The sequence below is a fragment of the Pseudomonas sp. Larv2_ips genome (assembly GCF_963879675.1).
Lineage (GTDB): Bacteria > Pseudomonadota > Gammaproteobacteria > Pseudomonadales > Pseudomonadaceae > Aquipseudomonas.
Genome location: NZ_CAWOAW010000027.1, coordinates 1,076,981 through 1,098,636 on the forward strand (window position 1 = coordinate 1,076,981; position 21,656 = coordinate 1,098,636).

22 protein-coding genes, 4 tRNA genes and 1 riboswitch are annotated in these 21,656 nt (G+C 58.8%); of the genes, 17 read left to right on the plus strand and 9 right to left on the minus strand.

Annotated elements, in window-relative coordinates:
• Positions 1-36: 36 nt before the first annotated feature.
• The gene (locus AACV02_RS21805; protein WP_003214319.1) at positions 37-327 is read left to right on the plus strand and encodes a hypothetical protein; all 291 of its coding nucleotides are present in this window, start codon (positions 37-39) and stop codon (positions 325-327) included.
• Positions 328-338: 11 nt separating this feature from the next.
• Positions 339-1,343: a succinylglutamate desuccinylase gene (gene astE, locus AACV02_RS21810; protein ID WP_119741963.1), complete on the plus strand. Its 1,005-nt coding sequence runs from the start codon at positions 339-341 to the stop codon at positions 1,341-1,343.
• 5 nt (positions 1,344-1,348) lie between these two features.
• Here astE and AACV02_RS21815 read toward each other — a convergent pair whose 3' ends face one another.
• Together AACV02_RS21815 and AACV02_RS21820 are read right to left on the minus strand one after the other, a co-directional pair.
• Positions 1,349-2,863 (minus strand): M91 family zinc metallopeptidase, encoded by a 1,515-nt coding sequence (locus AACV02_RS21815; RefSeq protein WP_157986856.1) that lies wholly within the window; start codon positions 2,861-2,863, stop codon positions 1,349-1,351.
• 147 nt (positions 2,864-3,010) lie between these two features.
• On the minus strand, positions 3,011-3,517 hold the full coding sequence (locus AACV02_RS21820; protein WP_119741967.1) for a 6,7-dimethyl-8-ribityllumazine synthase: 507 nt from the start codon (positions 3,515-3,517) through the stop codon (positions 3,011-3,013).
• A gap of 113 nt (positions 3,518-3,630) precedes the next feature.
• Positions 3,631-3,800, minus strand: a riboswitch (FMN riboswitch).
• A gap of 192 nt (positions 3,801-3,992) precedes the next feature.
• On the opposite strand from AACV02_RS21820, the gene ltaE reads away from it, so the two are divergent.
• The 8 genes from ltaE (at position 3,993) to mgtE (ending at position 11,734) form a co-directional block, all read left to right on the plus strand.
• Positions 3,993-4,997, plus strand: a complete 1,005-nt coding sequence (gene ltaE / locus AACV02_RS21825; RefSeq protein ID WP_119741969.1) for a low-specificity L-threonine aldolase — start codon at positions 3,993-3,995, stop codon at positions 4,995-4,997.
• A gap of 146 nt (positions 4,998-5,143) precedes the next feature.
• Positions 5,144-7,762, plus strand: coding sequence for an alanine--tRNA ligase (gene alaS / locus AACV02_RS21830; protein ID WP_106576124.1), 2,619 nt, complete (start codon positions 5,144-5,146; stop codon positions 7,760-7,762).
• 97 nt (positions 7,763-7,859) lie between these two features.
• Positions 7,860-9,101, plus strand: coding sequence for an aspartate kinase (locus AACV02_RS21835; RefSeq protein WP_056861669.1), 1,242 nt, complete (start codon positions 7,860-7,862; stop codon positions 9,099-9,101).
• Positions 9,102-9,276: 175 nt separating this feature from the next.
• Positions 9,277-9,465 (plus strand): carbon storage regulator CsrA, encoded by a 189-nt coding sequence (csrA, locus tag AACV02_RS21840; protein WP_003175645.1) that lies wholly within the window; start codon positions 9,277-9,279, stop codon positions 9,463-9,465.
• 62 nt (positions 9,466-9,527) lie between these two features.
• Positions 9,528-9,618: transfer RNA gene (locus tag AACV02_RS21845), tRNA-Ser, on the plus strand.
• A gap of 108 nt (positions 9,619-9,726) precedes the next feature.
• Positions 9,727-9,803, plus strand: a tRNA-Arg gene (locus AACV02_RS21850).
• A 72-nt stretch (positions 9,804-9,875) separates the two neighbouring features.
• Positions 9,876-9,952, plus strand: a tRNA-Arg gene (locus AACV02_RS21855).
• A gap of 339 nt (positions 9,953-10,291) precedes the next feature.
• The gene (gene mgtE / locus AACV02_RS21860) at positions 10,292-11,734 is read left to right on the plus strand and encodes a magnesium transporter (protein ID WP_053257609.1); all 1,443 of its coding nucleotides are present in this window, start codon (positions 10,292-10,294) and stop codon (positions 11,732-11,734) included.
• A gap of 116 nt (positions 11,735-11,850) precedes the next feature.
• On the opposite strand, the gene AACV02_RS21865 is transcribed toward mgtE, so the two are convergent.
• The 3 genes from AACV02_RS21865 to AACV02_RS21875 all read right to left on the minus strand — a co-directional run bounded on the left by AACV02_RS21865 (position 11,851) and on the right by AACV02_RS21875 (position 12,987).
• Positions 11,851-12,177: an Arc family DNA-binding protein gene (locus tag AACV02_RS21865; RefSeq protein ID WP_003193592.1), complete on the minus strand. Its 327-nt coding sequence runs from the start codon at positions 12,175-12,177 to the stop codon at positions 11,851-11,853.
• A gap of 392 nt (positions 12,178-12,569) precedes the next feature.
• Positions 12,570-12,749, minus strand: coding sequence for a PA3371 family protein (locus tag AACV02_RS21870; protein WP_106576125.1), 180 nt, complete (start codon positions 12,747-12,749; stop codon positions 12,570-12,572).
• 10 nt (positions 12,750-12,759) lie between these two features.
• Positions 12,760-12,987 (minus strand): hypothetical protein, encoded by a 228-nt coding sequence (locus AACV02_RS21875; protein ID WP_106576126.1) that lies wholly within the window; start codon positions 12,985-12,987, stop codon positions 12,760-12,762.
• 327 nt (positions 12,988-13,314) lie between these two features.
• Between AACV02_RS21875 and AACV02_RS21880 the strand changes: the two genes are divergently transcribed.
• Both AACV02_RS21880 and AACV02_RS21885 read left to right on the plus strand, forming a co-directional pair.
• Positions 13,315-13,391: transfer RNA gene (locus tag AACV02_RS21880), tRNA-Arg, on the plus strand.
• A gap of 280 nt (positions 13,392-13,671) precedes the next feature.
• Positions 13,672-15,057 carry an MFS transporter gene (locus AACV02_RS21885; RefSeq protein WP_106576127.1) on the plus strand — a complete coding sequence of 462 codons (1,386 nt, stop codon included), beginning with the start codon at positions 13,672-13,674 and terminating at the stop codon, positions 15,055-15,057.
• Positions 15,058-15,118: 61 nt separating this feature from the next.
• Here the strand turns inward: AACV02_RS21885 and AACV02_RS21890 are convergent, their stop codons facing one another.
• The 4 genes from AACV02_RS21890 to flgA form a co-directional block, all read right to left on the minus strand.
• Positions 15,119-15,868 carry a flagellar brake protein gene (locus AACV02_RS21890; RefSeq protein ID WP_119741971.1) on the minus strand — a complete coding sequence of 250 codons (750 nt, stop codon included), beginning with the start codon at positions 15,866-15,868 and terminating at the stop codon, positions 15,119-15,121.
• Between the two features lie 96 nt (positions 15,869-15,964).
• The gene (locus AACV02_RS21895) at positions 15,965-16,435 is read right to left on the minus strand and encodes a flagella synthesis protein FlgN (RefSeq protein WP_106576129.1); all 471 of its coding nucleotides are present in this window, start codon (positions 16,433-16,435) and stop codon (positions 15,965-15,967) included.
• A 48-nt stretch (positions 16,436-16,483) separates the two neighbouring features.
• Entirely contained in the window at positions 16,484-16,807 is a 324-nt protein-coding gene (flgM, locus tag AACV02_RS21900; RefSeq protein ID WP_106576130.1) for a flagellar biosynthesis anti-sigma factor FlgM, read from the minus strand.
• 142 nt (positions 16,808-16,949) lie between these two features.
• Positions 16,950-17,708 (minus strand): flagellar basal body P-ring formation chaperone FlgA, encoded by a 759-nt coding sequence (flgA, locus tag AACV02_RS21905; RefSeq protein WP_106576131.1) that lies wholly within the window; start codon positions 17,706-17,708, stop codon positions 16,950-16,952.
• 81 nt (positions 17,709-17,789) lie between these two features.
• Here flgA and AACV02_RS21910 point away from each other — a divergent pair, with 81 nt between their 5' ends.
• The 5 genes from AACV02_RS21910 to flgD all read left to right on the plus strand — a co-directional run bounded on the left by AACV02_RS21910 (position 17,790) and on the right by flgD (position 21,641).
• Complete coding sequence (locus tag AACV02_RS21910; protein ID WP_106576132.1) at positions 17,790-18,722, plus strand: chemotaxis protein CheV; 933 nt, start codon at positions 17,790-17,792, stop codon at positions 18,720-18,722.
• Between the two features lie 43 nt (positions 18,723-18,765).
• Complete coding sequence (gene cheR / locus AACV02_RS21915; RefSeq protein WP_119741973.1) at positions 18,766-19,593, plus strand: protein-glutamate O-methyltransferase CheR; 828 nt, start codon at positions 18,766-18,768, stop codon at positions 19,591-19,593.
• A 433-nt stretch (positions 19,594-20,026) separates the two neighbouring features.
• Entirely contained in the window at positions 20,027-20,434 is a 408-nt protein-coding gene (flgB, locus tag AACV02_RS21920; protein WP_010208346.1) for a flagellar basal body rod protein FlgB, read from the plus strand.
• 3 nt (positions 20,435-20,437) lie between these two features.
• Complete coding sequence (gene flgC / locus AACV02_RS21925) at positions 20,438-20,890, plus strand: flagellar basal body rod protein FlgC (protein WP_106576134.1); 453 nt, start codon at positions 20,438-20,440, stop codon at positions 20,888-20,890.
• A 16-nt stretch (positions 20,891-20,906) separates the two neighbouring features.
• Positions 20,907-21,641 carry a flagellar hook assembly protein FlgD gene (flgD, locus tag AACV02_RS21930; RefSeq protein WP_106576135.1) on the plus strand — a complete coding sequence of 245 codons (735 nt, stop codon included), beginning with the start codon at positions 20,907-20,909 and terminating at the stop codon, positions 21,639-21,641.
• Positions 21,642-21,656: the final 15 nt, after the last annotated feature.

The following is a 21,656-nucleotide window of genomic DNA, read 5'->3' on the forward strand; positions in this document are numbered from 1 at the left end:
CGCCACTTTTTTACACCCTATGGCTGAGAACTTTTTATGACCACCGACACCCTGAAACTGATTCTTGAAGACACCGACGGCACCCAGCTGGAAACCTCCTGCACCCGCGTCGCCGTGGTCTGGCAGGGCAAGGAAATCTGGATCCAGCACGACGGCCGTGGCCAGTTGCTGATTGGTGTGGACGTGGAAGAAGGCGACGCTGAGTACGCCAACCTGCTGATGCGTCCACTGGCCACCAACCTGATGAGCCTGCAACTGGAAATGGAACCGGCCGACGTTGAAGGTGATGACGACGATCACGTTCACGGCCCTGGCTGCAACCACTAAGGAAGCTGCTTATGCTCGCCCTCGGCAAATTGCTTGAACTGACCCTCGCCGGTCGCGAACCGGCGCAAAAAATTCAACTGACTGTCGACGGCGTGCAGATGCGCTGGCTCAGCAAGGGCGCGCTCGAAGTGCGCCCGCCGCAAGCGCTGGACAACGGCAGCGACCTGCTGCTGTCGTCCGGCATCCATGGCAACGAAACCGCGCCGATCGAATTGCTCGACCGCCTGTTGCATGGCATTGCCCGTGGGGAAATCAAACCCCGCACCCGCATTCTGTTCCTGTTCGGTAACCCCGAGGCCATGCGCCGCGGCGAGCGTTACCTCGAGCTGGACGTCAACCGGCTGTTCAATGGCCGCCACGAACAAAACATTGGCCCTGAGGCCATGCGCGCCGCTGAGCTTGAGCAGTTGGCCCGCACGTTCTTCAGCCTGCCTGATCGCTCGCGCCTGCATTACGACCTGCACACGGCCATTCGCGGCTCGAAGATCGAGCAATTCGCGCTGTACCCGTGGAAAGAAGGTCGCCAGCATTCACGTCACGAGCTGGCGCGCCTGTGTGCTGCCGGCATGCAAGCGGTGCTGTTGCAGAATAAGACGTCGATCACCTTCACCGCGTTCACCTATGAGCAACTGAACGCCGAGGCTTTCACCCTGGAACTGGGCAAGGCGCGGCCGTTCGGCCAGAACCAGGGCGTGGATGTTTCCCGCCTGGAGACGCGCCTGACGCAAATCATCGAAGGCAGCGAGCCGGCCACTGACAGCCTGGACGGCCTGCAACTGTTTGCGGTATCGCGTGAAGTGATCAAGCACAGTGATGCCTTCCTGCTGCACTTGCCGGCGGACGTGGAAAACTTCTCGCCGTTGGCCAAGGGCTACCTGCTGGCCGAAGACGTTGCCAAGACCCGCTGGGTAATCGAGGAGGAGGGCGCACGCATTATCTTCCCGAACCCGAAAGTGAAGAATGGTTTGCGGGCCGGGATTCTGATTGTGCCCACCACCGACGCGGCGCTGGTCTAGTTCCCTCAAGGCTTCGCCAGGTACGCGTCGCGAGCCGGCAACCCGAATTCCTTGCGCAGCGCATTTTCCGTAAAGGCCTCGGGGTTGGTCCGCGTGGGCGGGGTGTCTGGGTTCAGATCGAAGTCAAAAGGCGCCAGATCAATGGGCAGGCCCACGGCTTGCCGCTCCACGTTTTTGATCGCAACGCTTTTGCCTGCGTGATTTTCATCGGTGGTGCCGGGCGCCACGGTACCGGTAACGGCGTTATAGGCGTGACACAGCTCGTGATAGAGCCCGATGATCGGCAGCGAGCCCGCTGGGCTGAAAAAGGGGTTGTACTCGATCAGCCCGCCGTAGGCCGGCGTGCCGGGCTGGCCGTCGCGGATCATCAACGTGTCGGCGTCGGTGGAGGGCGTGAACCTGGCATTGTTTTCGTCACCCGGTTCAATGCTGACGGGTTGCCCACTGCGTTGTGCCGCCATATCCAGTGCGTGGAGCAGTTTTTGCCCATTGGGTGATACGCGCAGCACGCTGAGATCGGATTCGACGCGCGCAACAAACTGCCTGTTTCCCCCAATCGACAGACCCGTTTTACCGGCCTCGCCGGACGCCATGAGCGGTGGGTGGACTGTGTCGAGGTCTGTGGGGAGCAGCACCGCCATCACCTGGTCGAGCGACGGGGTTTGCAGGCTGGCGAGTTTTTCAAGCAACCACGCGTAGCGTTCGTCGTTGGTCATGGCGACCAGGGTGTCGCCGGGCAGGCCATAAACCCGGTCTGTCGTCTTGAGTTTGCTGACATGGTCATGGCCGTTACCCGGATAGATGACGTTAGTGCCGCTGCCGGCCTTGATGGTGTCATTGCCGTCGCCGCCGCTGATTAGGTGATGGCCGCTGCCACCGACAATCACGTCGTCGCCCGGGCCGCCATCGATAAAGTTGAGCCCGGCGCCGCCGTGAATGCTGTCGGCGCCGTCACCCGCGTAGATACGGGCGGTGCCGGCGCCGATGACTTGCGTGCTGTCATTACCGGGGCCGCTGTCGACGGTGCAGTCCTCGGCGCTGATCCGTAGCGTGTCATCGCCCTCGCCGGACAGGATCGTCGAGTGACGGCCGCCGACGCGCAGGTAGTCGTCGCCAGCGCCTGCATCAATGCTGACGGGGTTCTGGAGGCTGTCATCGACATGGATGCAGTCGGCGCCATGGCCGGTGACTAGCTCGATGATTTGCGTCGGCGAAGACGGCGTTATCTGATAGAGCGCCGTGCCGACGTACAGGTGCAAGTGATCGCCCGCCGCGCTGAGCCAGAGCTCGCGTTGATCGGCGGTGAATGCAAACCTCAAGGTATCTCTGCGCGGCGCTTTATCCTGGCGGGTCTGCTGCCTGCATCGTTCGACCCGAACGACCGTGTCCCGATAGACCTGCGCACGCGCTGGGGCACCGCCCAGGTTGGCGGTTTTTTCTGCGTCGGTGGGCGTCAGGTTTCCCCCGTGCACGGTGTGAATGGCGCTGGGGGTGTCGGGTACAAAAAGAGGGCGGTGCATGGCGTGATGGCTCTCGGTCAGGTGAGAAGGCGGGCGGTTGCCCGGCGTGTGGCTCACTAGACCGCAGATACATCATGGCGCGGTGGTAGATGCTTGAACGAAAAACGCCCCGCTCACCAGGGTGGGCGGGGCGTTTTCGGGGGCGACTTACACCGCCAGTTTCTGCTCGCTGCGACGGATTGCACGCACTTTGTGCAAGGTGTCGGCGCAGGTGCGCGCGGCTTCCTGGCCCTTGTGGACGAAGTGCTCGTAGAAGAAGGTGTGGTGTTCGCTGCCCGCGTGGAAGTGATGCGGCGTCAGGGACACCGAGAACACCGGCACTTCGGTTTCCAGCTGCACTTGCATCAGGCCACTGACCACCGATTGGGCGACGAATTCGTGACGGTAGATGCCGCCGTCCACCACCAGTGCAGCTGCGACGATGCCGGCATAGCGGCCGGTCTTGGCCAGCAGTTTGGCGTGCAGGGGCAGTTCAAAGGCGCCGCCGACTTCGAAGAAATCGATGTCCGATTCCTGGTAACCCTGGGCGATCATTTCGGCGAGGAAGCCTTTACGCGATTGGTCGACAATATCCTTGTGCCAGCAGGCCTGGATAAACGCGACGCGCTCGCCGTGATGGTTCTTGAGTTTGCTGTCGATTGCGGTGGGTTGCATGTTCTGACTCCTGTTTAAGAAAAAAACAGGGCGTTATGAATCGAATGGGATTTAAGGGTACGAACCACTGCCTCATGCAAGCATGAACACAGCGCGCGGCCCTTAGGTGCCAATCCCGTTCTCTCTTCATCCGGACTATGACCGTCGGCCCCGGGATCACACCGGGTCTGCTGACCTTGTCGCCGTCCTGCGTGAGCAGTTCGAGGCGCCAAGCGCTCGCGGGCTATGCACATTGCGTGCAATTACCGCCGGTGGGGAATTACACCCCGCCCTGAGAACGTTGCCACCAGAACCCTGGCGGCGGAGAGTTTTTAACATGGTTTTTCAAAAACTGCACGAGCGCCGTATTGATAACCTATATCGGTTTGTTTGGTTGGTATTCGATTGAAGCCAATTGGGGCTTGATATTCCGTGGCTTTGCCCGCAGTAATCACCCACAAGAGCACATCACACTACCCCGTTAGAGGCCTGTTTCATGTCTGTGATCGACCTGCGTAGCGACACCGTGACCCAACCCAGCCCCGGCATGCTCGACGCGATGGCCAGCGCCGTCAGTGGTGATGACGTCTACGGCGAAGACCCCAGCGTCAATCTGCTGGAGGCCGAGATGGCCAAGCGTCTGGGGTTCGAAGCTGCGCTGTTCGTGCCCACCGGCACCATGAGCAACCTGCTGGCGTTGATGGCTCACTGTGAGCGTGGCGAGGAATACATCGTCGGCCAACAGGCCCACACCTACAAATACGAAGGCGGTGGCGCGGCGGTACTCGGTTCGATCCAGCCGCAGCCGCTGGAGGTGCAGGCGGACGGCTCGCTGGACCTGGACCATGTGCTGGCGGCGATCAAACCGGATGACTTCCACTTTGCCCGCACCCGCCTGCTGGCGCTGGAAAACACCATGCAAGGCAAGGTACTGGCGCTGGACTACCTGGCGAAAGCGCGGGCGTTTACCCGTGAGCATGGGCTGTCGCTGCACCTGGATGGCGCGCGGATCTACAACGCCGCGGTCAAGCTTGGGGTGGACGCGCGGGAAATTGCTCAGCACTTCGACTCGGTTTCGGTGTGCCTGTCCAAGGGCCTTGGTGCACCGATTGGCTCGGTGTTGTGCGGCTCGCGCGCGTTGATCGCCAAGGCGCGTCGTCTGCGCAAAATGGTCGGCGGCGGTATGCGCCAGGCCGGCTCGCTGGCGGCGGCCGGGCTGTATGCCCTGGATCATCAGGTGCAGCGCCTGGCCGATGACCACGCCAACGCCCAGTGGCTGGGCGATGAACTGCGCAAGATCGGTTATGCGGTGGAGCCGGTGCAGACCAACATGGTCTACGTACAGATCGGTGACCGCGCCGACGCGTTGAAAGCCTTTGCTGCCGAGTGCGGCATCAAGTTGAGCGCTGCGCCGCGTCTGCGCATGGTCACTCACCTGGATGTCAGCCGGGCACAGATCGAGCAAGTCGTGCAGACATTTGCCGAGTTTTCACGCAAATGACGGTGCAGACCGTCTAATTGACTGTTTCTATCACATAAACACGCTGTACCACCGGCAAAGGGCCGATATAATGCGGCCCTTTGCCGTCGCTCCGTCTGATGATGTTGCGCACTGGCCTTTGGCCGCAGACTCCGTGGAAGAACCTAATGAAAAGCGCAGAAATCCGTGAAGCCTTCCTTCGCTTCTTCGAAGAGCAAGGCCACACCCGTGTAGCCTCCAGCTCCTTGATCCCAGGCAATGACCCCACCCTGCTGTTCACTAACGCGGGGATGAACCAGTTCAAGGACTGCTTCCTGGGCCAGGAAAAGCGCGCCTACACCCGCGCGACCAGCAGCCAGAAGTGCGTGCGCGCCGGCGGCAAGAACAGCGACCTGGAAAACGTCGGTTACACCGCCCGTCACCACACTTTTTTCGAGATGCTGGGTAACTTCAGCTTCGGCGACTATTTCAAGAAAGATGCGATTACCTTCGCCTGGACCTTCCTGACCGGCGTGTTGAAGCTGCCCAAGGAAAAGCTCTGGGTCACCGTCTACGCCACGGACGACGAAGCGTATGACATCTGGACCAAAGAAGTCGGCGTGCCGGTCGAGCGCATGATTCGTATCGGCGACAACAAAGGCGCGCCTTACGCCTCCGATAACTTCTGGACCATGGGCGATACCGGTCCATGCGGCCCGTGCACCGAGATTTTCTACGATCACGGCGCCGACATCTGGGGCGGCCCACCGGGCTCGCCGGAAGAAGACGGTGACCGTTACATCGAGATCTGGAACAACGTGTTCATGCAGTTCAACCGCACCGCCGATGGCGTGTTGCATCCGTTGCCAGCCCCGTCGGTCGACACCGGCATGGGCCTGGAGCGGATCAGTGCGGTGATGCAGCACGTTCACTCCAACTATGAAATCGACCTGTTCACCAACCTGCTGAGCGCTTCGGCCGCCGCCATCGGCTGCGCCAACGAAGGTCAGTCTTCGCTCAAGGTGGTGTCTGACCACATCCGCTCCTGCAGCTTCCTGATCGCCGACGGCGTACTGCCATCGAACGAAGGCCGCGGCTACGTGCTGCGCCGGATCATCCGTCGCGCCTGCCGTCACGGTAACAAGTTGGGTGCCAGCGGCAGCTTCTTCTACAAGATCGTTGCCGCGCTGGTGGCCGAGATGGGCGATGCCTTCCCGGAACTCAAGCAGCAGCAGTCCAACATCGAGCGCGTGCTCAAGGCTGAAGAAGAGCAGTTCTCCAAGACCCTGGAACACGGCTTGAAGATTCTGGAGCAGGACCTGGCCGAGCTCAAAGGCACCGTGGTGCCGGGCGACGTGGTGTTCAAGCTGTACGACACCTACGGTTTCCCTATGGACCTGACTGCCGACATCGCCCGCGAGCGCGAGCTGACCGTCGATGAAGCGGGTTTTGAGCGTGAGATGGAAGCCCAGCGCGTGCGCGCTCGCTCTGCCAGCTCCTTTGGTCTGGACTACAACACGCTGGTCAAGGTTGATGTGCCTACCGAGTTCATCGGCTACAAGGCGACCGTTGGCGCGGCGAAGATCGTGGCCATCTATAAAGACGGCAAATCGGTCGACGTGCTCAATGAAGGCGAAGAGGCTGTTGTGGTCCTGGACCAGACGCCGTTCTACGCCGAATCCGGTGGCCAGGTGGGCGATTGCGGCTACCTGAGCTCGACGTCCGGTCGTTTTGAGGTGCGCGACACCACCAAGACCGGCGGCGCATTCCTGCACCACGGCGTGTTGGTGTTGGGCAACTTGACCGTCGGCGCGCCGGTAGACACTCAAGTGGATGCCGACGTGCGGCATGCAACTGCTTTGAACCACTCCGCCACTCACTTGCTGCACGCCGCCTTGCGCCAGGTGCTGGGTGAGCACGTGCAGCAGAAGGGTTCGTTGGTTGATAGCCAGCGCCTGCGTTTCGACTTCAGCCACTTTGAAGCGATCAAGCCTGAGCAGATCAAGGCGCTGGAAGACATCGTCAACGCCGAAATTCGCAAGAATACTCCGGTGGAAACCGAAGAAACCGACATCGAAACCGCCAAAAACAAAGGCGCCATGGCGCTGTTTGGCGAGAAGTATGGCGACGAAGTACGCGTACTGAGCATGGGCGGCAGCTTCTCGGTGGAGCTGTGTGGCGGTATCCACGCCAATCGTACCGGCGACATCGGTCTGCTGAAAATCATCAGCGAGGGCGGTGTGGCCTCTGGTGTACGGCGTATTGAAGCGGTCACCGGTGCTGCGGCACTGGCCTACCTCAATGCGGCCGAAGAACAACTCAAGGAAGCGGCCAGTCTGGTCAAGGGCAGCCGCGACAACCTGATCGACAAGCTCTCTGGGGTACTGGAGCGCAACCGCCAGCTGGAAAAACAGCTGGAGCAGTTGCAGGCCAAGGCTGCCAGCGCAGCGGGCGACGATCTGTCGGCCTCTGCCCTGGACGTCAAGGGCGTGAAGGTCCTGGCCGTGCGCCTGGATGGTCAGGACGGCAAGGCGCTGTTGGCCTTGGTCGATCAGTTGAAGAACAAGCTCGGCCGCGCAGTGATCCTGCTCGGCAGTGTCCATGAGGATAAGGTCGTTCTGGTTGCCGGTGTAACCAAAGACCTGACTGGCCAACTCAAGGCTGGTGATTTGATGAAGCAAGCCGCCGCGGCAGTGGGCGGGAAGGGCGGCGGTCGTCCGGACATGGCGCAAGGCGGTGGTGTAGACGCCGGTGCCCTGGACGCGGCCCTGGCCCTGACTGTGCCGTTTGTCGAGGCCGGTATTTAAGGCACTGTTAATGAGCCCATGGTCTAGTCATGGGCTTGTTCAGTTGCTGGAAGATTTGTTTATTGGGCGCCCCTTTACGGGCTGAGGCGGCTTAGAAATGGCTTTGATCGTACAGAAATTCGGAGGCACCTCGGTCGGTTCTGTCGAAAGAATCGAGCAGGTCGCCGACAAGGTTAAGAAATTCCGCGACGCCGGCGACGACCTGGTGGTGGTGCTGTCGGCCATGAGCGGCGAGACCAATCGCCTGATCGATCTGGCCAAGGCGATCAGCGGTGATCAACAGCCGCTGCCGCGTGAGCTGGATGTGATCGTGTCCACCGGTGAACAGGTCACTATTGCCCTGTTGGCCATGGCGCTGAACAAGCGTGGTGTACCGGCGGTGTCCTACACTGGCAGCCAGGTGCGCATCCTGACCGACAGTGCACATACCAAGGCGCGCATCCTGCAGATTGATGATCAGAAAATCCGCACAGATCTGAAAGCCGGGCGCGTAGTAGTTGTAGCCGGTTTCCAGGGTGTGGACGAGCAGGGCAATATCACGACCCTGGGGCGTGGCGGTTCAGACACCACCGGCGTGGCGCTGGCAGCGGCCCTCAAGGCTGACGAATGCCAGATCTATACCGATGTGGACGGCGTCTACACCACCGACCCACGTGTGGTGTCCGTGGCCCAGCGTCTGGACAAGATCACCTTTGAAGAGATGCTGGAAATGGCCAGTCTCGGTTCCAAGGTGCTGCAGATCCGCGCGGTGGAGTTCGCCGGCAAGTACAACGTTCCGCTGCGCGTATTGCACAGCTTCAAAGAGGGTCCGGGCACCCTCATTACTATTGATGAAGAGGAATCCATGGAACAGCCGATCATTTCCGGCATCGCTTTCAACCGCGATGAAGCCAAGCTGACGATCCGTGGCGTGCCGGATACTCCGGGCGTGGCCTTCAAGATCCTCGGTCCTATCAGTGGCGCGAACATTGAAGTCGACATGATCGTGCAAAACGTTTCGCACGATAACACCACCGATTTCACCTTCACCGTGCACCGTAACGAGTACGATGCGGCGGAGCGGATCCTGCAGAACACGGCGAGCGAGATTGGCGCCCGTGAAGTAGTCGGCGATACCAAGATTGCCAAAGTGTCGATCGTGGGCGTGGGCATGCGTTCTCATGCCGGCGTTGCCAGCCGCATGTTTGAGGCGCTGGCCAAGGAAAGCATCAATATCCAGATGATCTCCACCTCGGAAATCAAAGTCTCGGTGGTGATCGAAGAGAAGTACCTGGAACTGGCTGTACGCGCGCTGCATACCGCTTTTGAGCTGGACGCTCCGGCCCGACAGGGCGAGTGATGCGATGCCAGGAAGGCGCGGTTTACCGCGCCTTTCATTTTTTTGTGGGGCGCATGGTCTTTTGCGTGTGCTCGACAATACTTAGGCCGTTAGGGCTACGGCTTTCACGTCGTAGGTCGAACGCCTTTTTTTTGCAGACTGTTGTTCCTGAACTGAAATGCGTGAGGAGAAAGGTATGCTGATTCTGACTCGTCGGTGCGCAGAAAGCCTGATTATCGGTGATGGCGAAATCACCGTGACCGTGCTCGGCGTCAAAGGCAATCAAGTACGTATCGGGGTTAACGCTCCGAAAGAGGTAGCGGTCCACCGCGAGGAAATTTACCTGCGGATCAAGAAAGAGAAGGACGAAGAACCAAGCCTTTAATTTTTATCGTTTTTTATGTTTGCAAACGGGGATGAACGTGGTTAATATACGCCCCGTGTTGCGGAGAGCTGGCCGAGTGGCCGAAGGCGCTCCCCTGCTAAGGGAGTACACCTCAAAAGGGTGTCGGGGGTTCGAATCCCCCGTTCTCCGCCATTATTTGCTTAGTACGTTGCAATCTGGTTTTTTCGGTAAGTTGTTGAAATTACTCGAAAAAATAGCTTTACATAGAGATTGAACGGCCTATAATGCGCGGCAACAAATGCACTCGTAGCTCAGCTGGATAGAGTACTCGGCTACGAACCGAGCGGTCACAGGTTCGAATCCTGTCGAGTGCACCATTTAAGAGTCAGTTGCAGCAATGCAGGTGACTCGGCTTCAACCAGTTGTGATCTGGTCTAAAAACACAATTTGCACTCGTAGCTCAGCTGGATAGAGTACTCGGCTACGAACCGAGCGGTCACAGGTTCGAATCCTGTCGAGTGCACCATACAAACAAAAAGCCCGCCTAGTGCGGGCTTTTTGCCGTCTGGGGTTTGTGTGGGATTTTATCTTTTTCTCCTGCGCCATGTGTTTTCCTTATCCGCCGTGTCGTCGCAGTTCATAGATGCAGCCAATGCTCAGCTTTGGCTCGCAAGCGCTTGTTCTTTCCAGTTTTTTAACGTTTAAACCGGACGCACGGTGTATCATTGCGCCCGTCAGCCCCGCCGGGGCTTGTGGAATACCTCCATGGACTTACCCAGTAGTTACTTAGTACCCCGTTTTACCAATCATGAATTGACTGATTGATCCTTCCGGCGTGCCCCGCTGCTGGGAGTGGAGTTCGCCTATGACCGAAGTAGAAGTAAAGAAAACACAAGACAGCCTGCAGGATCGCCTGGCTCAAGTTATTGAGCTGCTGCAGCGCCAGCGCGTGGTCGAAGACCTCACGCACCGCCAGGAAGGTCCGCATCACGACCGCGTCGAAAACCTGGTGCACCGGCAGAACCTCGTCGAGCTGCAACGCAAGCTCGATGACCTGCACTCCGCCGACGTTGCTTATATCCTCGAAGCCTTGCCGCTGGATGATCGACTGACCCTCTGGCAGTTGGTCAAGGCCGACCGCGACGGCGATATTCTCCTCGAGGTATCCGACTCGGTTCGTGAAACCCTGATCGCCGACATGGACGATCATGAGCTCCTGGCTGCAGCCAAGGAGATGGACGCCGACGAACTGGCCGACCTGGCTCCTGAGCTGCCCCGTGATGTTGTCCATGAGCTGATGGAAGCGCTCGACAGCCAGCAGCGTGAGCGTGTGCGCTCCGCGCTGTCCTACGACGAGGACCAGGTCGGCGCGTTGATGGACTTCGAGATGGTCACCATCCGCGAAGACGTCAGCCTGGAAGTAGTGCTGCGTTATCTGCGTCGCCTGAAAGAGTTGCCCGGTCACACCGACAAATTGTTTGTGGTCGACTACGAAGGCATTCTCAAGGGCGTGCTGCCAATCAAGCGTCTGCTGGTAAATGATCCGGACAAGAAAGTTGCGGATTTGATGGCCAGCGACACCGTGAGCTTTCACCCGGATGAGGATGCCTACGAGGCGGCGCAGGCGTTTGAGCGTTACGACTTGATCTCGGCGCCGGTGGTCGACAAGAACGGCAAGCTGATTGGCCGTTTGACCATCGACGAAATGGTCGACCTGATTCGTGAAGAGAGTGAAACCGAAGTCCTCAACATGGCCGGTTTGCGCGAAGAGGAAGACATTTTTGCGTCGGTCTGGCGCTCTCTGCACAACCGTTGGGCCTGGCTGGCGATCAACCTGATCACAGCCTTCATCGCCTCGCGCGTGATCGGGCTGTTCGAAGGTTCGATCGAGAAGCTGGTGGCCTTGGCGGCGCTGATGCCGATTGTGGCGGGTATCGGCGGCAACTCCGGTAACCAGACGATCACGATGATTGTGCGCGCGATGGCATTGGACCAAGTGAGTACGGCCAATTCCTCGCGACTGTTGCGCAAAGAGTTGGCCGTGGGCCTGATTAATGGCCTGGTGTGGGGTGGCGTGATCGGCGTGGTGGCTTACTTGCTGTATGGCAGTTGGTCGCTTGGCGTTGTGATGACCGCCGCGATGACCCTCAACCTGCTACTGGCGGCGTTGATGGGGGTGTTGATCCCCATGACCCTGGCGCGCCTTGGGCGTGATCCGGCGATGGGTGCCAGTGTGATGATCACTGCCATGACCGACAGCGGCGGCTTCTTCATCTTCCTGGGCCTGGCGACGATCTTTCTGCTCTGATCCCCCTCGGCGGGAGCACCTCTGCTCCCGCTTTACCGTCTGTTCTCGGCATTCCTTTATCAAATCGCAGGCAAAAAAAAGCCAGCACATGGCTGGCTTCGGCTTTCAACTGCAGATCAATTGGCTTCTGCGGCCGCCTCGACGTCGTGCGCAATAAGCGAGACGAGAGCATTTTGCTGGCGGTGGGAGAGCTGACGAAAACGCTGCAGCAGTTCGCGTTCGTGCAGTGACAGCTCGGGGCTGTCCAGGCGCATGCTCAACTCTTCGCCCAGCGCACCTTCCTGAATAAGGCTCTGTTCCAGGCGCGCGATGATTTCGGAGTTCATGCTGCGGTGATGATTGCGAGCCACCTCGGCAATGCGTTCCCGCATTCCGTCTGGCAGACGTACGACGAACTTGTCAGCCGTACGGCTGGAATAAATTGCCTGTTTCAATGGGCGCATATATTTAACCGGTTAGTTCAGGGGAGCGGTTTTTGGAATTGGCCGCAAGATGAGTGTTAAGACAAGGCTCACGACCAAAGTTCAACCCGAATTGCAAAGAGGCCGCATCATGCCTCAGATTTGACATTTCCTTGGCGTCAATTCTGTGACAAATATTGAACTGCCTAAAGGCTTTATGCCAGCACTCATTTGCATTTTTGCGGACTGGTTTGAAAACTTTTCAATGAGTAATTCCGCAAAGGAACTTCTCGCAAGTCCAGGCCGCGACGGGGTTTGAGGCCGCACATCCTATAGCAATATGGCCTTTTGCCCTCGTGTTTAAGACTAGTGGCAATTTGCCGATTTTCTAGCACGAGGCGACATAAGGTAGGGGGATAAGCAGGAGGGAAGGATCAGCGCAAGACGGGGTCGAATTTGATTCTGCGGCCCACGATGAGCGTCAGCAGCAGGAGACTTGCACATACACCGGCAGCAACAAAAGCAGTGGTTTGCGCATCTTGGGCGTCGGCGCCAAGGCCTGCGATGCCGGTTGCAACGGTCAGGCACAAAAACAGCCAGGCAGATTTAGTCATTCACGATCCCTCAGAAAACCCAGTGTTCAGATGCTGGCGCGGCCTGACTGCCCTGGGTCAGGTGTACCGGCGATTGTGCGTTGGGCGTCATCACCGCCAATTGTGGGCGTTGTTGCAAGTGGTGCGGCACCGCCTGGCTGATCTGTGCAGGATCATTGCTGCCAGTCGATTGAAAATGGAAGGTCACCAGTGCAGCGAGGGCTACGGTGTTGAGGGCTAACAGAAGGGCACTGTTCATGGTCATGTTCTCCGCTTAACGCCGTGGCCGATTAGGTTTTGTAGGAGAAGTATTGCAGGTCTCGTGCCAAACTATTATTTCAATAAAATCAGTGCCTTAAGTCTACTTTAATGGCCCGTAAGGTTGCAATTTGCAATGCTGGCATTTTGGGGGAGTGCATTTTGCACGACGGAGACGAATCCCCCGGTTTTACGGACTCAGACGGCGCTCTGCAGAACAAGGACAGGCCTACGCGCAAAAAGCCAACGGACGACATGACAAAACCTACCTCGGCCGTTAACATGCACGCCGTCCGTCGCCGCGCCCCTGGTCCGGTGGCTGTCATTTGTCCCAGTAGCTCAATTGGATAGAGCATCCCCCTCCTAAGGGGAAGGTTGGCCGTTCGAACCGGCCCTGGGACACCAGATTCAGCACCTGTGAAAAAGCCCCGCCCAGAGCGCTCTGGCGGGGCTTTTTTGTGCGCGCTTGGTGAACACCGGTCGAACCTTGCCGCTGTTGAGGGTTCACAGCAGGTGCGCGGTGTATTTATCGCAAACTGTGTACCTTGCACACGGCCAGGCAGCGTCTGAGCCATATGCAAAATATTCCCCGGATACAGCCGATATCGCCTGTCCGGACCCGGCAACCCCGGACTATCATGCCGATAGCCCTGACTCTCACTGCAAGGAGCCGCTCGGAACGCCGATGCGCCAGATCTGGAAATCTTTTCGAGCCCTTTATTTCGCCTCCTTGATGATGTTGATCGGGTCCGGCCTGCTCAGCACCTACCTTGCCTTGCGCCTGGCAGCCGACCACGTCGACAGCCTGTGGGTGGGTGCGCTGATGGCGGCTAACTACTTTGGCCTGGTGCTGGGCGGCAAGATCGGGCACCGCCTGATCGCTCGCGTCGGGCATATTCGCGCCTATGCCACCTGCGCCGGGATTGTCGGGGCGGCCGTTTTGGGCCATGGCCTGATCAACTGGCTGCCCGCCTGGATCGTACTGCGGATGATCGTGGGCCTGGGGATGATGTGCCAATACATGGTCATCGAGAGCTGGCTCAACGAGCAGGCGGACGCCAAGCAGCGTGGCGTGGTGTTCAGCGGCTATATGATTGCCTCCTACCTCGGGTTGGTGCTGGGTCAACTGATCCTGGTGATGCACCCGGAGCTCGGCCTCGAGCTGCTGATGTTGGTCGCGCTGTGCTTCGCCCTGTGCCTGGTGCCTGTCGCGATGACCCGGCGCATTCACCCGGCGCCTTTGCATCCTGCGCCAATGGAGCCGCGCTTCTTTATAAAGCGCGTGCCTCAGTCACTTAGTACCGTGCTGGGCGCGGGGCTGATCGTCGGCTCGTTCTATGGTCTGGCGCCGCTCTATGCTTCGCAGCAAGGCCTGACTACCGAGCAAGTGGGTCTGTTCATGGGTAGCTGCATTTTCGCCGGGCTGGTGGTGCAGTGGCCTTTGGGCTGGCTGTCGGACCGTTATGACCGCGCCTTGCTGATTCGGTGTTTTGCCTTGTGCCTGGCAGTGGCAGCGTTGCCGCTGGCGCTGCTGACCAAGGTGCCTCTGGAAGTGCTGTTCGTGGCCGGGTTCTTGTGTTCCCTGGTGCAGTTCTGCCTTTATCCGTTGGCGGTGGCGTTCTCCAATGACCACGTCGAGGGCGATCGGCGGGTGTCGTTGACCGCGATGTTGCTGGTCACCTACGGCATCGGCGCCAGTGTCGGACCGTTGCTGGCGGGCGTGGTCATGAAGCTGTTCGGCAGCCATATGTTGTATGCGTTTTTCAGCCTGTGTGCGTTGATTCTGGTGTGGCGTATCCGGCCGAAGGCAGTGACCAACCTGCACCAAGTGGACGATGCGCCGCTGCACCACGTGGCGATGCCTGACAGCATGTCCAGCTCGCCGCTGGTGGCATGCCTGGATCCTCGGGTAGATGAGGCGGTGGTGCAGGAGCAAATGCAGACTACCGTGCCCGATCCTGAGCCTGACGCTGATCCACAGCCGCCCGCAGACGAGCCAGCCTTCGAAGGCCCGCCGGAACCTCTGGGGCCGGAGGAGCATCCTCACGATTTGAGCAGGGCGCGCCCCTGAATGCAAAAACGGGCAGATCCCATCAGGATCTGCCCGTTTTTTTTGCCGTAATCATTAACGCTTAAAGATCGTCGTCCTTGTCAAAGCGTCGCGCTTCGCGCTGCAGTTGGTACACAAACCGCTCCACCTGGCGCTGCACCAGTCCGCTCATGTTGTGAAAGCGCACACCGGCGAAGGTGGTGTTGATCTTGTCTTCGAAGTGCAGGTAACGCAGCTCGACAGAGGTGGTCATGCTGCCAAAGGGCAGGGCGGCAATAAAACGGTCATAGACCTGGCCCAGTTGCAGGCGCTCGGAAATGTCGCCTTCAAAGCGCAATTTGCAGCCGGTGGCGGAAATGTCCAGGAGCTTGCCGCTGATCGGCGCCTTGAGCTTCTCGCCGCCCAATTCGATGCTGACCAGTTGTGCCAGCTTCAACGCCGCGCGAAAGGCATTGCGGCGTTGGTGGTAGACCACCTCGTCGGGCATGCTGCCGGTGTAGATGCGGTGGCCGTCTTTTTCACTGATGGTCAGTGTGCCGTTGCTTTCCCAGGCGACGCGTACGCCATCGTGGAAGCCTTCGATGCGGAAAGGTTCGCCATTCTCGAGGTAGCGTTCACCGTCACGCGGAATCATTTCGTCCAGGATCAGCGTCTTGCTGTCCCGGTCAACGTCCACCAGGTAGCTCTGAAAGCGCTGGCTGCGTTCATGGAATGTAATGATCAGTGGATCATGGCTTTCTTGCAGCATCCGCAATGTGCTGGCGATTTCCAGAGGCGTGGTGAGCACCTTGGGTGGCTGCGGAGCATCTTCCGCATTAAGGGCGTTGAACACGGTTCTTCCATCTCCAGACAAAATACGACTACACGCAAGAACCGGCATTTTGCCAGCATGTAGCGCGCCTTGGATAGGGCGCGCTGTAAACCACTGTCAGGCTTGGCTGCGGGTGCTTGGCTTGACCAGGCGCGAGGTGGAACCCTGGGCGTTGTACAGCGCCGGGGGTTCTCCGCCGTGAAGTATGCGCAACTGGTTGGCAGTCGTCGCTTGCTGCAGCTGGATCGACTGACCGTTGAGCAGGTTGGCTTCCTGGCACTGGGCAAGCAATTGATTAAGTGCGGTGCTCTGCGCCAGCAACTGATCGCCCACCGAAGAGTGGCTGGCCAGTTGTGCGAGGCCGTCGTGATCAGCCGGGAGGCCCAGGCTGACAAGAATTTCGCTACGCTTTTTGCCATGCTGTTCAAGCAGCACAATCAGCGACTGCTTGCGCGCCAGGATTTCTTCCAGCAAGCGCATGTCCCGGCCATACAGGGCCAGGGATTCTTCCTTTAGCAGCTCGAGCAGATGTTGCGTCGGCGCCAGATCATCAATGATCAGTTGAAGCAAATGTTCGTCGTGGTGCATGGCTGGCCTTGGGTTTTAAGCGTCCAAAAGCCCTGCGCAGGCCTTTGCCTAGCGCTCGGCTTCGAAGTTGAGCAGCTTGCTGGCTACACGGTTGCTGTCGACTTTATAGCTGCCATCGGCGATGGCCTGTTTCAACTCGGCCACACGGGCTTTATTGACAACCGGCTGGTCGCGCAGCGAGTCAGTGACCTTTTGCAACTGTTGAGCCTCATTGCTCAGGTGAACCGATTCCCCGCTCTGGCTGGCGCCGGCCTGTTCGGTCTTGGCGGGCGCTGGCTGGGCCTTGGCTTCTACGCTGTCCTTGGCACCGCTGGTGCGCGTATTGCCGGGCAATGCCGGGGTGTTATTCAAACGACTGAAATCGATGACCATGATAAAAAAACCTCTGGGTATTTGGACGCTTGCCATGTTTTCGGCCATACCCGGACAAACTTTAGGCTCGATTGACAATAAACCTGTACAGGTCGACATCCAACGCACAGTGTAGGAAAAGCTGGCGCTTGATACCAGTGATCTATAAAGCGACCTCGACTTGGCCTGGCGCCATCACCTGTGCCTTGATCACGCGATTGGAATTGAGGTTTTTGACCCGAATCTGTTCGCTCATGCCGCCATTGGACAGCGCCTCGCCCGGCATCTTTACCGTCAGCCCGCCACTGCTGGCGGAAATCACCACCTGGTCGCCCTTGCGAATTACCTCGGCCTGTTCCAGATGCACCAGCGTAATCACTTGGTCGGTGACCATTGGTCGGGTAAGTTTTTGCCCGACGGCCTGGTCCACCGAGGTGAGATAACCCTGATTGATCGAGCTGATATCCCGTTCACGCAGCGCAACGTCTTCAAACCCGATGATGCCCGTCCGTTTGAGCGGGCGTGTGACAACCACTACATCACGAAACAGTTTGACCTGCGCCGGGACGAACACGGTCCAGGGCGAGGCGCCGTCGCAGCGCACTTTGACCGTCACGCGGCCGATGGGCTGGGCGGGGCTTTCCAGCGTGGCTGTCAATTCCTTGTCGCACATGGGCATGCGCAGGCGCGGGTCCAGCGGGTTCACCTGAATTTCATAACGCCCCGGCGCCTGCGTGGTCGCCAGATAATCTTCTACAGTGAATTCAAGAAAGCCTTGAGTGACGCCGATAAGGAGATCAGGCAAGGTGACATTATCTGCACGGGCCGTGGTGCCTGCGCCCAAGGCAAGCAATGCCAGCCAGACGCAGACAACTCTGCGGTAGCGTGGGATGCGTCGGGAAACTGTCGTTTTAAGGTTCATAAATCAATAAATAGCAAAGCTCGTGCCGTTTAGTGTTGGGTACGCGTCGTACCCCTAAGGTTTTTGCGTAGGAGTCTGGGCATGGCAGGAGTAATGGATTCAGTAAACCAGCGCACACAGCTGGTAGGGCAGAATCGCCTGGAGTTGTTGCTTTTTCGCCTGGACGGCAAGCAGCTGTATGGCATCAACGTGTTTAAAGTGCGGGAAGTGTTGCAGTGTCCCAAGCTGACGATCATGCCCAAGTCCAGTCCGGTGGTGTGTGGCGTGGCCAACATCCGTGGTGCGACCATCCCCATTCTTGACCTGGCCTTGGCCACCGGCTCTGCGGGGCTGCAGGACCGCCAGAACCCGTTCGTGATCATTACCGAATACAACACCAAGACCCAGGGTTTCCTGGTGCGCTCGGTGGAACGCATCGTCAACATGAACTGGGAAGAAATCCACCCGCCGCCCAAGGGCACGGGGCGCGATCACTACCTGACGGCGGTGACTCGGGTCGATAACCAGTTGGTGGAAATCATCGACGTGGAGAAGATCCTCGCGGAAGTGGCACCGACCTCCGAATCGATTTCGGTGGGCGTCGTCGACGCCGAAACGGCGCACAAGGCAATCTCGCTGCGCGTGCTGACCGTGGACGATTCCTCGGTTGCGCGCAAACAGGTGAGCCGTTGCCTGCAAACCGTCGGCGTGGAAGTGGTGGCCCTCAACGATGGTCGCCAGGCCCTGGATTACCTGCGCAAGCTGGTGGACGAAGGCAAGAAGCCGGAAGAAGAATTTTTGATGATGATCTCCGACATCGAGATGCCGGAAATGGATGGCTACACGCTCACGGCCGAGATACGCAACGATCCACGCATGCAAAAACTGCATATCATCCTGCATACTTCGTTGTCGGGCGTATTCAATCAGGCGATGGTCAAGAAGGTCGGTGCCGATGACTTTCTGGCCAAATTCCGCCCTGATGACCTGGCATCCCGGGTAGTCGACCGGATCAAGGCAGCAGATCACGGCTAAGGGGAGTTCCCCTGGCGGTCACACGATTTAAGAGGCGGTATCATTGTCTACGGGTAATTTGGATTTCGAACAGTTCCGGGTCTTCCTGGAAAAAGCCTGTGGCATATTGCTCGGTGAAAACAAGCAGTACCTGGTATCCAGCCGTCTCAACAAACTGATGGAGCAGCAGGGCATCAAGTCCCTGGGCGAGTTGGTCCAGCGCATTCAGGGCCAGCCGCGCAGTGGGCTCAAGGAAATGGTGGTGGATGCCATGACCACCAACGAAACCCTGTGGTTTCGGGATACCTACCCCTTCGAAGTGCTCAAGAACAAAGTGCTGCCGGAGGCCATCAAGGCCAGTCCGGGCCAGCGCTTGCGTATCTGGTCGGCCGCTTGCTCCTCGGGGCAGGAACCGTACTCGATCTCGATGTCCATCGACGAGTTCGAGCGCACTAACATGGGCCAGTTGAAGGCCGGGGCGCAGATTGTCGCCACTGACTTGTCCGGCACCATGCTCACCAATTGCAAGACCGGTGAGTACGACAGCCTGGCCTTGGGCCGCGGTTTGTCTCAGGAGCGCCTGCAACGTTACTTCGACCCCAAAGGGGCGGGACGCTGGGCGGTCAAGGCACCGATCAAGAGCCGGGTAGAGTTTCGTTCGTTCAACCTGCTCGACAGCTACGCCAGCCTGGGCAAGTTCGACATGGTGTTCTGCCGCAACGTGCTGATCTATTTCTCGGCCGAAGTGAAGAAAGACATCCTGTTGCGCATCCACGGCACGCTCAAGCGTGGTGGGTACCTGTTCCTCGGTGCGTCCGAGGCGCTGAACGGGTTGCCGGACCATTACCAGATGGTGCAGTGCAGTCCCGGTATCATTTACCAGGCCAAGTGATCGGCCCATGAGCATTAAAAAACGGGAGGCCCCCAAAGGCCTCCCGTTTTTTATGTGCGCGATTCGGCAGGGTTCATGTCGATGACTGCCTGAGCGCTGGCGTCGCCGGCCCTAAACAGGTGTTCAGCCGCAAAGCGCTTCGCCGAATCCTGTTCGAACCCAGGTGACGCAATGATCAGTGTTCAGGCCGCTGTATTGAAGGGCTGCCTGCTGAGCCTGGCGTTCAAGCAGCCGTGTCACTACCGGCAGTCTGCATAAAAGCGGCAACTGGTATTGCCGCTTTACTGGCGCCACGCGGAAGGCCGTTGCCGCTTTTCTGGCATTGCCACCGGCAAACTCCCCGCAAACCCTTGAATTACGGGCCCCGAAGGAATTGGCATGCACCTTGCTATAACCCTGTTACGAAAAGCAGGTCAGCCTAAAGGTTTCCGCCATGAGCATCAGCTTCGATAAAGCGCTCGGTATCCACGAACAAGCCCTGGGCTTCCGCGCCCAGCGTGCCGAAGTCCTGGCCAACAACATTGCCAACGCCGACACCCCGAACTACAAGGCTCGGGACCTGGACTTCTCTGCCGTGCTCGCCGCACAGCAGGACAAGACCAAGAACGGCACCTTCGCCTTGAACATGACCAACAGCCGTCATATCGAAGCGCAAGGCTTGAGCAATGGTGACGAGTCGTTGCTGTATCGCACGCCGATGCAGCCATCGATCGACCAGAACACCGTCGACGCCCAGCTGGAGCAATCGGCCTACGCCGAAAACTCGGTGAACTTCCAGGCCAGCTTCACCCTGCTCAACAGCAAATTCAAAGGGCTGATGTCAGCCCTGCGTGGAGAGTAAGCCATGTCCTTAGCCAGTGTTTTCAATATTGCCGGCAGTGGCATGAGCGCGCAGACCACGCGCCTGAACACCGTCGCCAGTAACATCGCCAACGCCGAGACCGTGTCTTCGAGCATTGACCAGACCTACCGTGCCCGTCACCCGGTGTTCGCCACCATGTTTCAGGACGGCCAGAGTGGCCAGAGCGGTAGTGGCGACTCGCTGTTCCAGAACCAGGATGCCGCAGGCCAGGGCGTGCAGGTGCTTGGCGTGGTCGAAGACCAAAGCAATCTGGAAGCCCGCTACGAACCCAACCATCCCGCCGCGAACGAAAAGGGTTACGTGTACTACCCCAACGTCAACGTGGTCGAGGAAATGGCCGACATGATTTCCGCCAGCCGCTCGTTCCAAACCAACGCGGAAATGATGAACACCGCCAAAACCATGATGCAGAAGGTCCTGACCCTGGGTCAGTGATAAGGGGCGCCAAATAATGGCCATTGTTGATACCACTTCTACGACACCCAACACGCCGGTTCAGGACCTTTTCAACTCCAAGGTCAAGACCGCGACAGACAACAGCGGCCTCGCTTCGGCGGCCAGCGCGGCCACCGGTAACCAGGCGCTGGGTAAAGATGCATTCCTGCAGCTGCTGGTCACCCAGCTGAAAAACCAGAACCCGCTGTCGCCACAGGACAACGGCGCGTTTGTGGCCCAGCTGGCTCAGTTCAGCAGCCTGGAAGGCATCAATACCCTGAACGACTCGGTAAATGCGATTTCCAGCAACTTCAGTTCCTCGCAAGCGCTGCAGGCATCGTCGCTGGTCGGGCGTTCGATCATCACCCAGACCGACAAGGCCATGGTTGATACCAGCAAGAGCATGACTGGCTCGGTGGCGGTGACCGCGGCGACGGGCAACGTCTCCGTGAAGATCACCGACAAAGACGGCAACGTGGTCCGCACCCTCGACATGGGCGCCCAAAGCGCCGGTGATTCCAGCTTTATCTGGGATGGCAAGGACGACAAAGGCGAGGTCGCCCCCGCCGGGACTTATACCTTCGCGGCCAGCACCAAAAATGATACGGGCGACTCGGTTGCCTTGTTGACCTCGCTGCCGGCAACAGTGACCAGCGTGACGTTGAGCAAGACCGGCGGCGAAATGCTGCTCAACCTTGCCGGCGGCATGGGCAGCGTCAAGCTGTCGCAAATTCAGACTATCGGTACATAGAGCCGGCTAAATACG

What these genes read in the sequence shown, in the direction of transcription:
- AACV02_RS21805 (WP_003214319.1), top strand. Translation starts at nt 37, where the DNA reads ATGACCACCGACACCCTGAAACTGATTCTTGAAGACACCGACGGCACC.
- astE (WP_119741963.1), top strand. Translation starts at nt 339, where the DNA reads ATGCTCGCCCTCGGCAAATTGCTTGAACTGACCCTCGCCGGTCGCGAA.
- AACV02_RS21815 (WP_157986856.1), bottom strand. Translation starts at nt 2,863, where the DNA reads ATGCACCGCCCTCTTTTTGTACCCGACACCCCCAGCGCCATTCACACC.
- AACV02_RS21820 (WP_119741967.1), bottom strand. Translation starts at nt 3,517, where the DNA reads ATGCAACCCACCGCAATCGACAGCAAACTCAAGAACCATCACGGCGAG.
- ltaE (WP_119741969.1), top strand. Translation starts at nt 3,993, where the DNA reads ATGTCTGTGATCGACCTGCGTAGCGACACCGTGACCCAACCCAGCCCC.
- alaS (WP_106576124.1), top strand. Translation starts at nt 5,144, where the DNA reads ATGAAAAGCGCAGAAATCCGTGAAGCCTTCCTTCGCTTCTTCGAAGAG.
- AACV02_RS21835 (WP_056861669.1), top strand. Translation starts at nt 7,860, where the DNA reads ATGGCTTTGATCGTACAGAAATTCGGAGGCACCTCGGTCGGTTCTGTC.
- csrA (WP_003175645.1), top strand. Translation starts at nt 9,277, where the DNA reads ATGCTGATTCTGACTCGTCGGTGCGCAGAAAGCCTGATTATCGGTGAT.
- mgtE (WP_053257609.1), top strand. Translation starts at nt 10,292, where the DNA reads ATGACCGAAGTAGAAGTAAAGAAAACACAAGACAGCCTGCAGGATCGC.
- AACV02_RS21865 (WP_003193592.1), bottom strand. Translation starts at nt 12,177, where the DNA reads ATGCGCCCATTGAAACAGGCAATTTATTCCAGCCGTACGGCTGACAAG.
- AACV02_RS21870 (WP_106576125.1), bottom strand. Translation starts at nt 12,749, where the DNA reads ATGACTAAATCTGCCTGGCTGTTTTTGTGCCTGACCGTTGCAACCGGC.
- AACV02_RS21875 (WP_106576126.1), bottom strand. Translation starts at nt 12,987, where the DNA reads ATGAACAGTGCCCTTCTGTTAGCCCTCAACACCGTAGCCCTCGCTGCA.
- AACV02_RS21885 (WP_106576127.1), top strand. Translation starts at nt 13,672, where the DNA reads ATGCGCCAGATCTGGAAATCTTTTCGAGCCCTTTATTTCGCCTCCTTG.
- AACV02_RS21895 (WP_106576129.1), bottom strand. Translation starts at nt 16,435, where the DNA reads ATGCACCACGACGAACATTTGCTTCAACTGATCATTGATGATCTGGCG.
- flgM (WP_106576130.1), bottom strand. Translation starts at nt 16,807, where the DNA reads ATGGTCATCGATTTCAGTCGTTTGAATAACACCCCGGCATTGCCCGGC.
- flgA (WP_106576131.1), bottom strand. Translation starts at nt 17,708, where the DNA reads ATGAACCTTAAAACGACAGTTTCCCGACGCATCCCACGCTACCGCAGA.
- AACV02_RS21910 (WP_106576132.1), top strand. Translation starts at nt 17,790, where the DNA reads ATGGCAGGAGTAATGGATTCAGTAAACCAGCGCACACAGCTGGTAGGG.
- flgB (WP_010208346.1), top strand. Translation starts at nt 20,027, where the DNA reads ATGAGCATCAGCTTCGATAAAGCGCTCGGTATCCACGAACAAGCCCTG.
- flgC (WP_106576134.1), top strand. Translation starts at nt 20,438, where the DNA reads ATGTCCTTAGCCAGTGTTTTCAATATTGCCGGCAGTGGCATGAGCGCG.
- flgD (WP_106576135.1), top strand. Translation starts at nt 20,907, where the DNA reads ATGGCCATTGTTGATACCACTTCTACGACACCCAACACGCCGGTTCAG.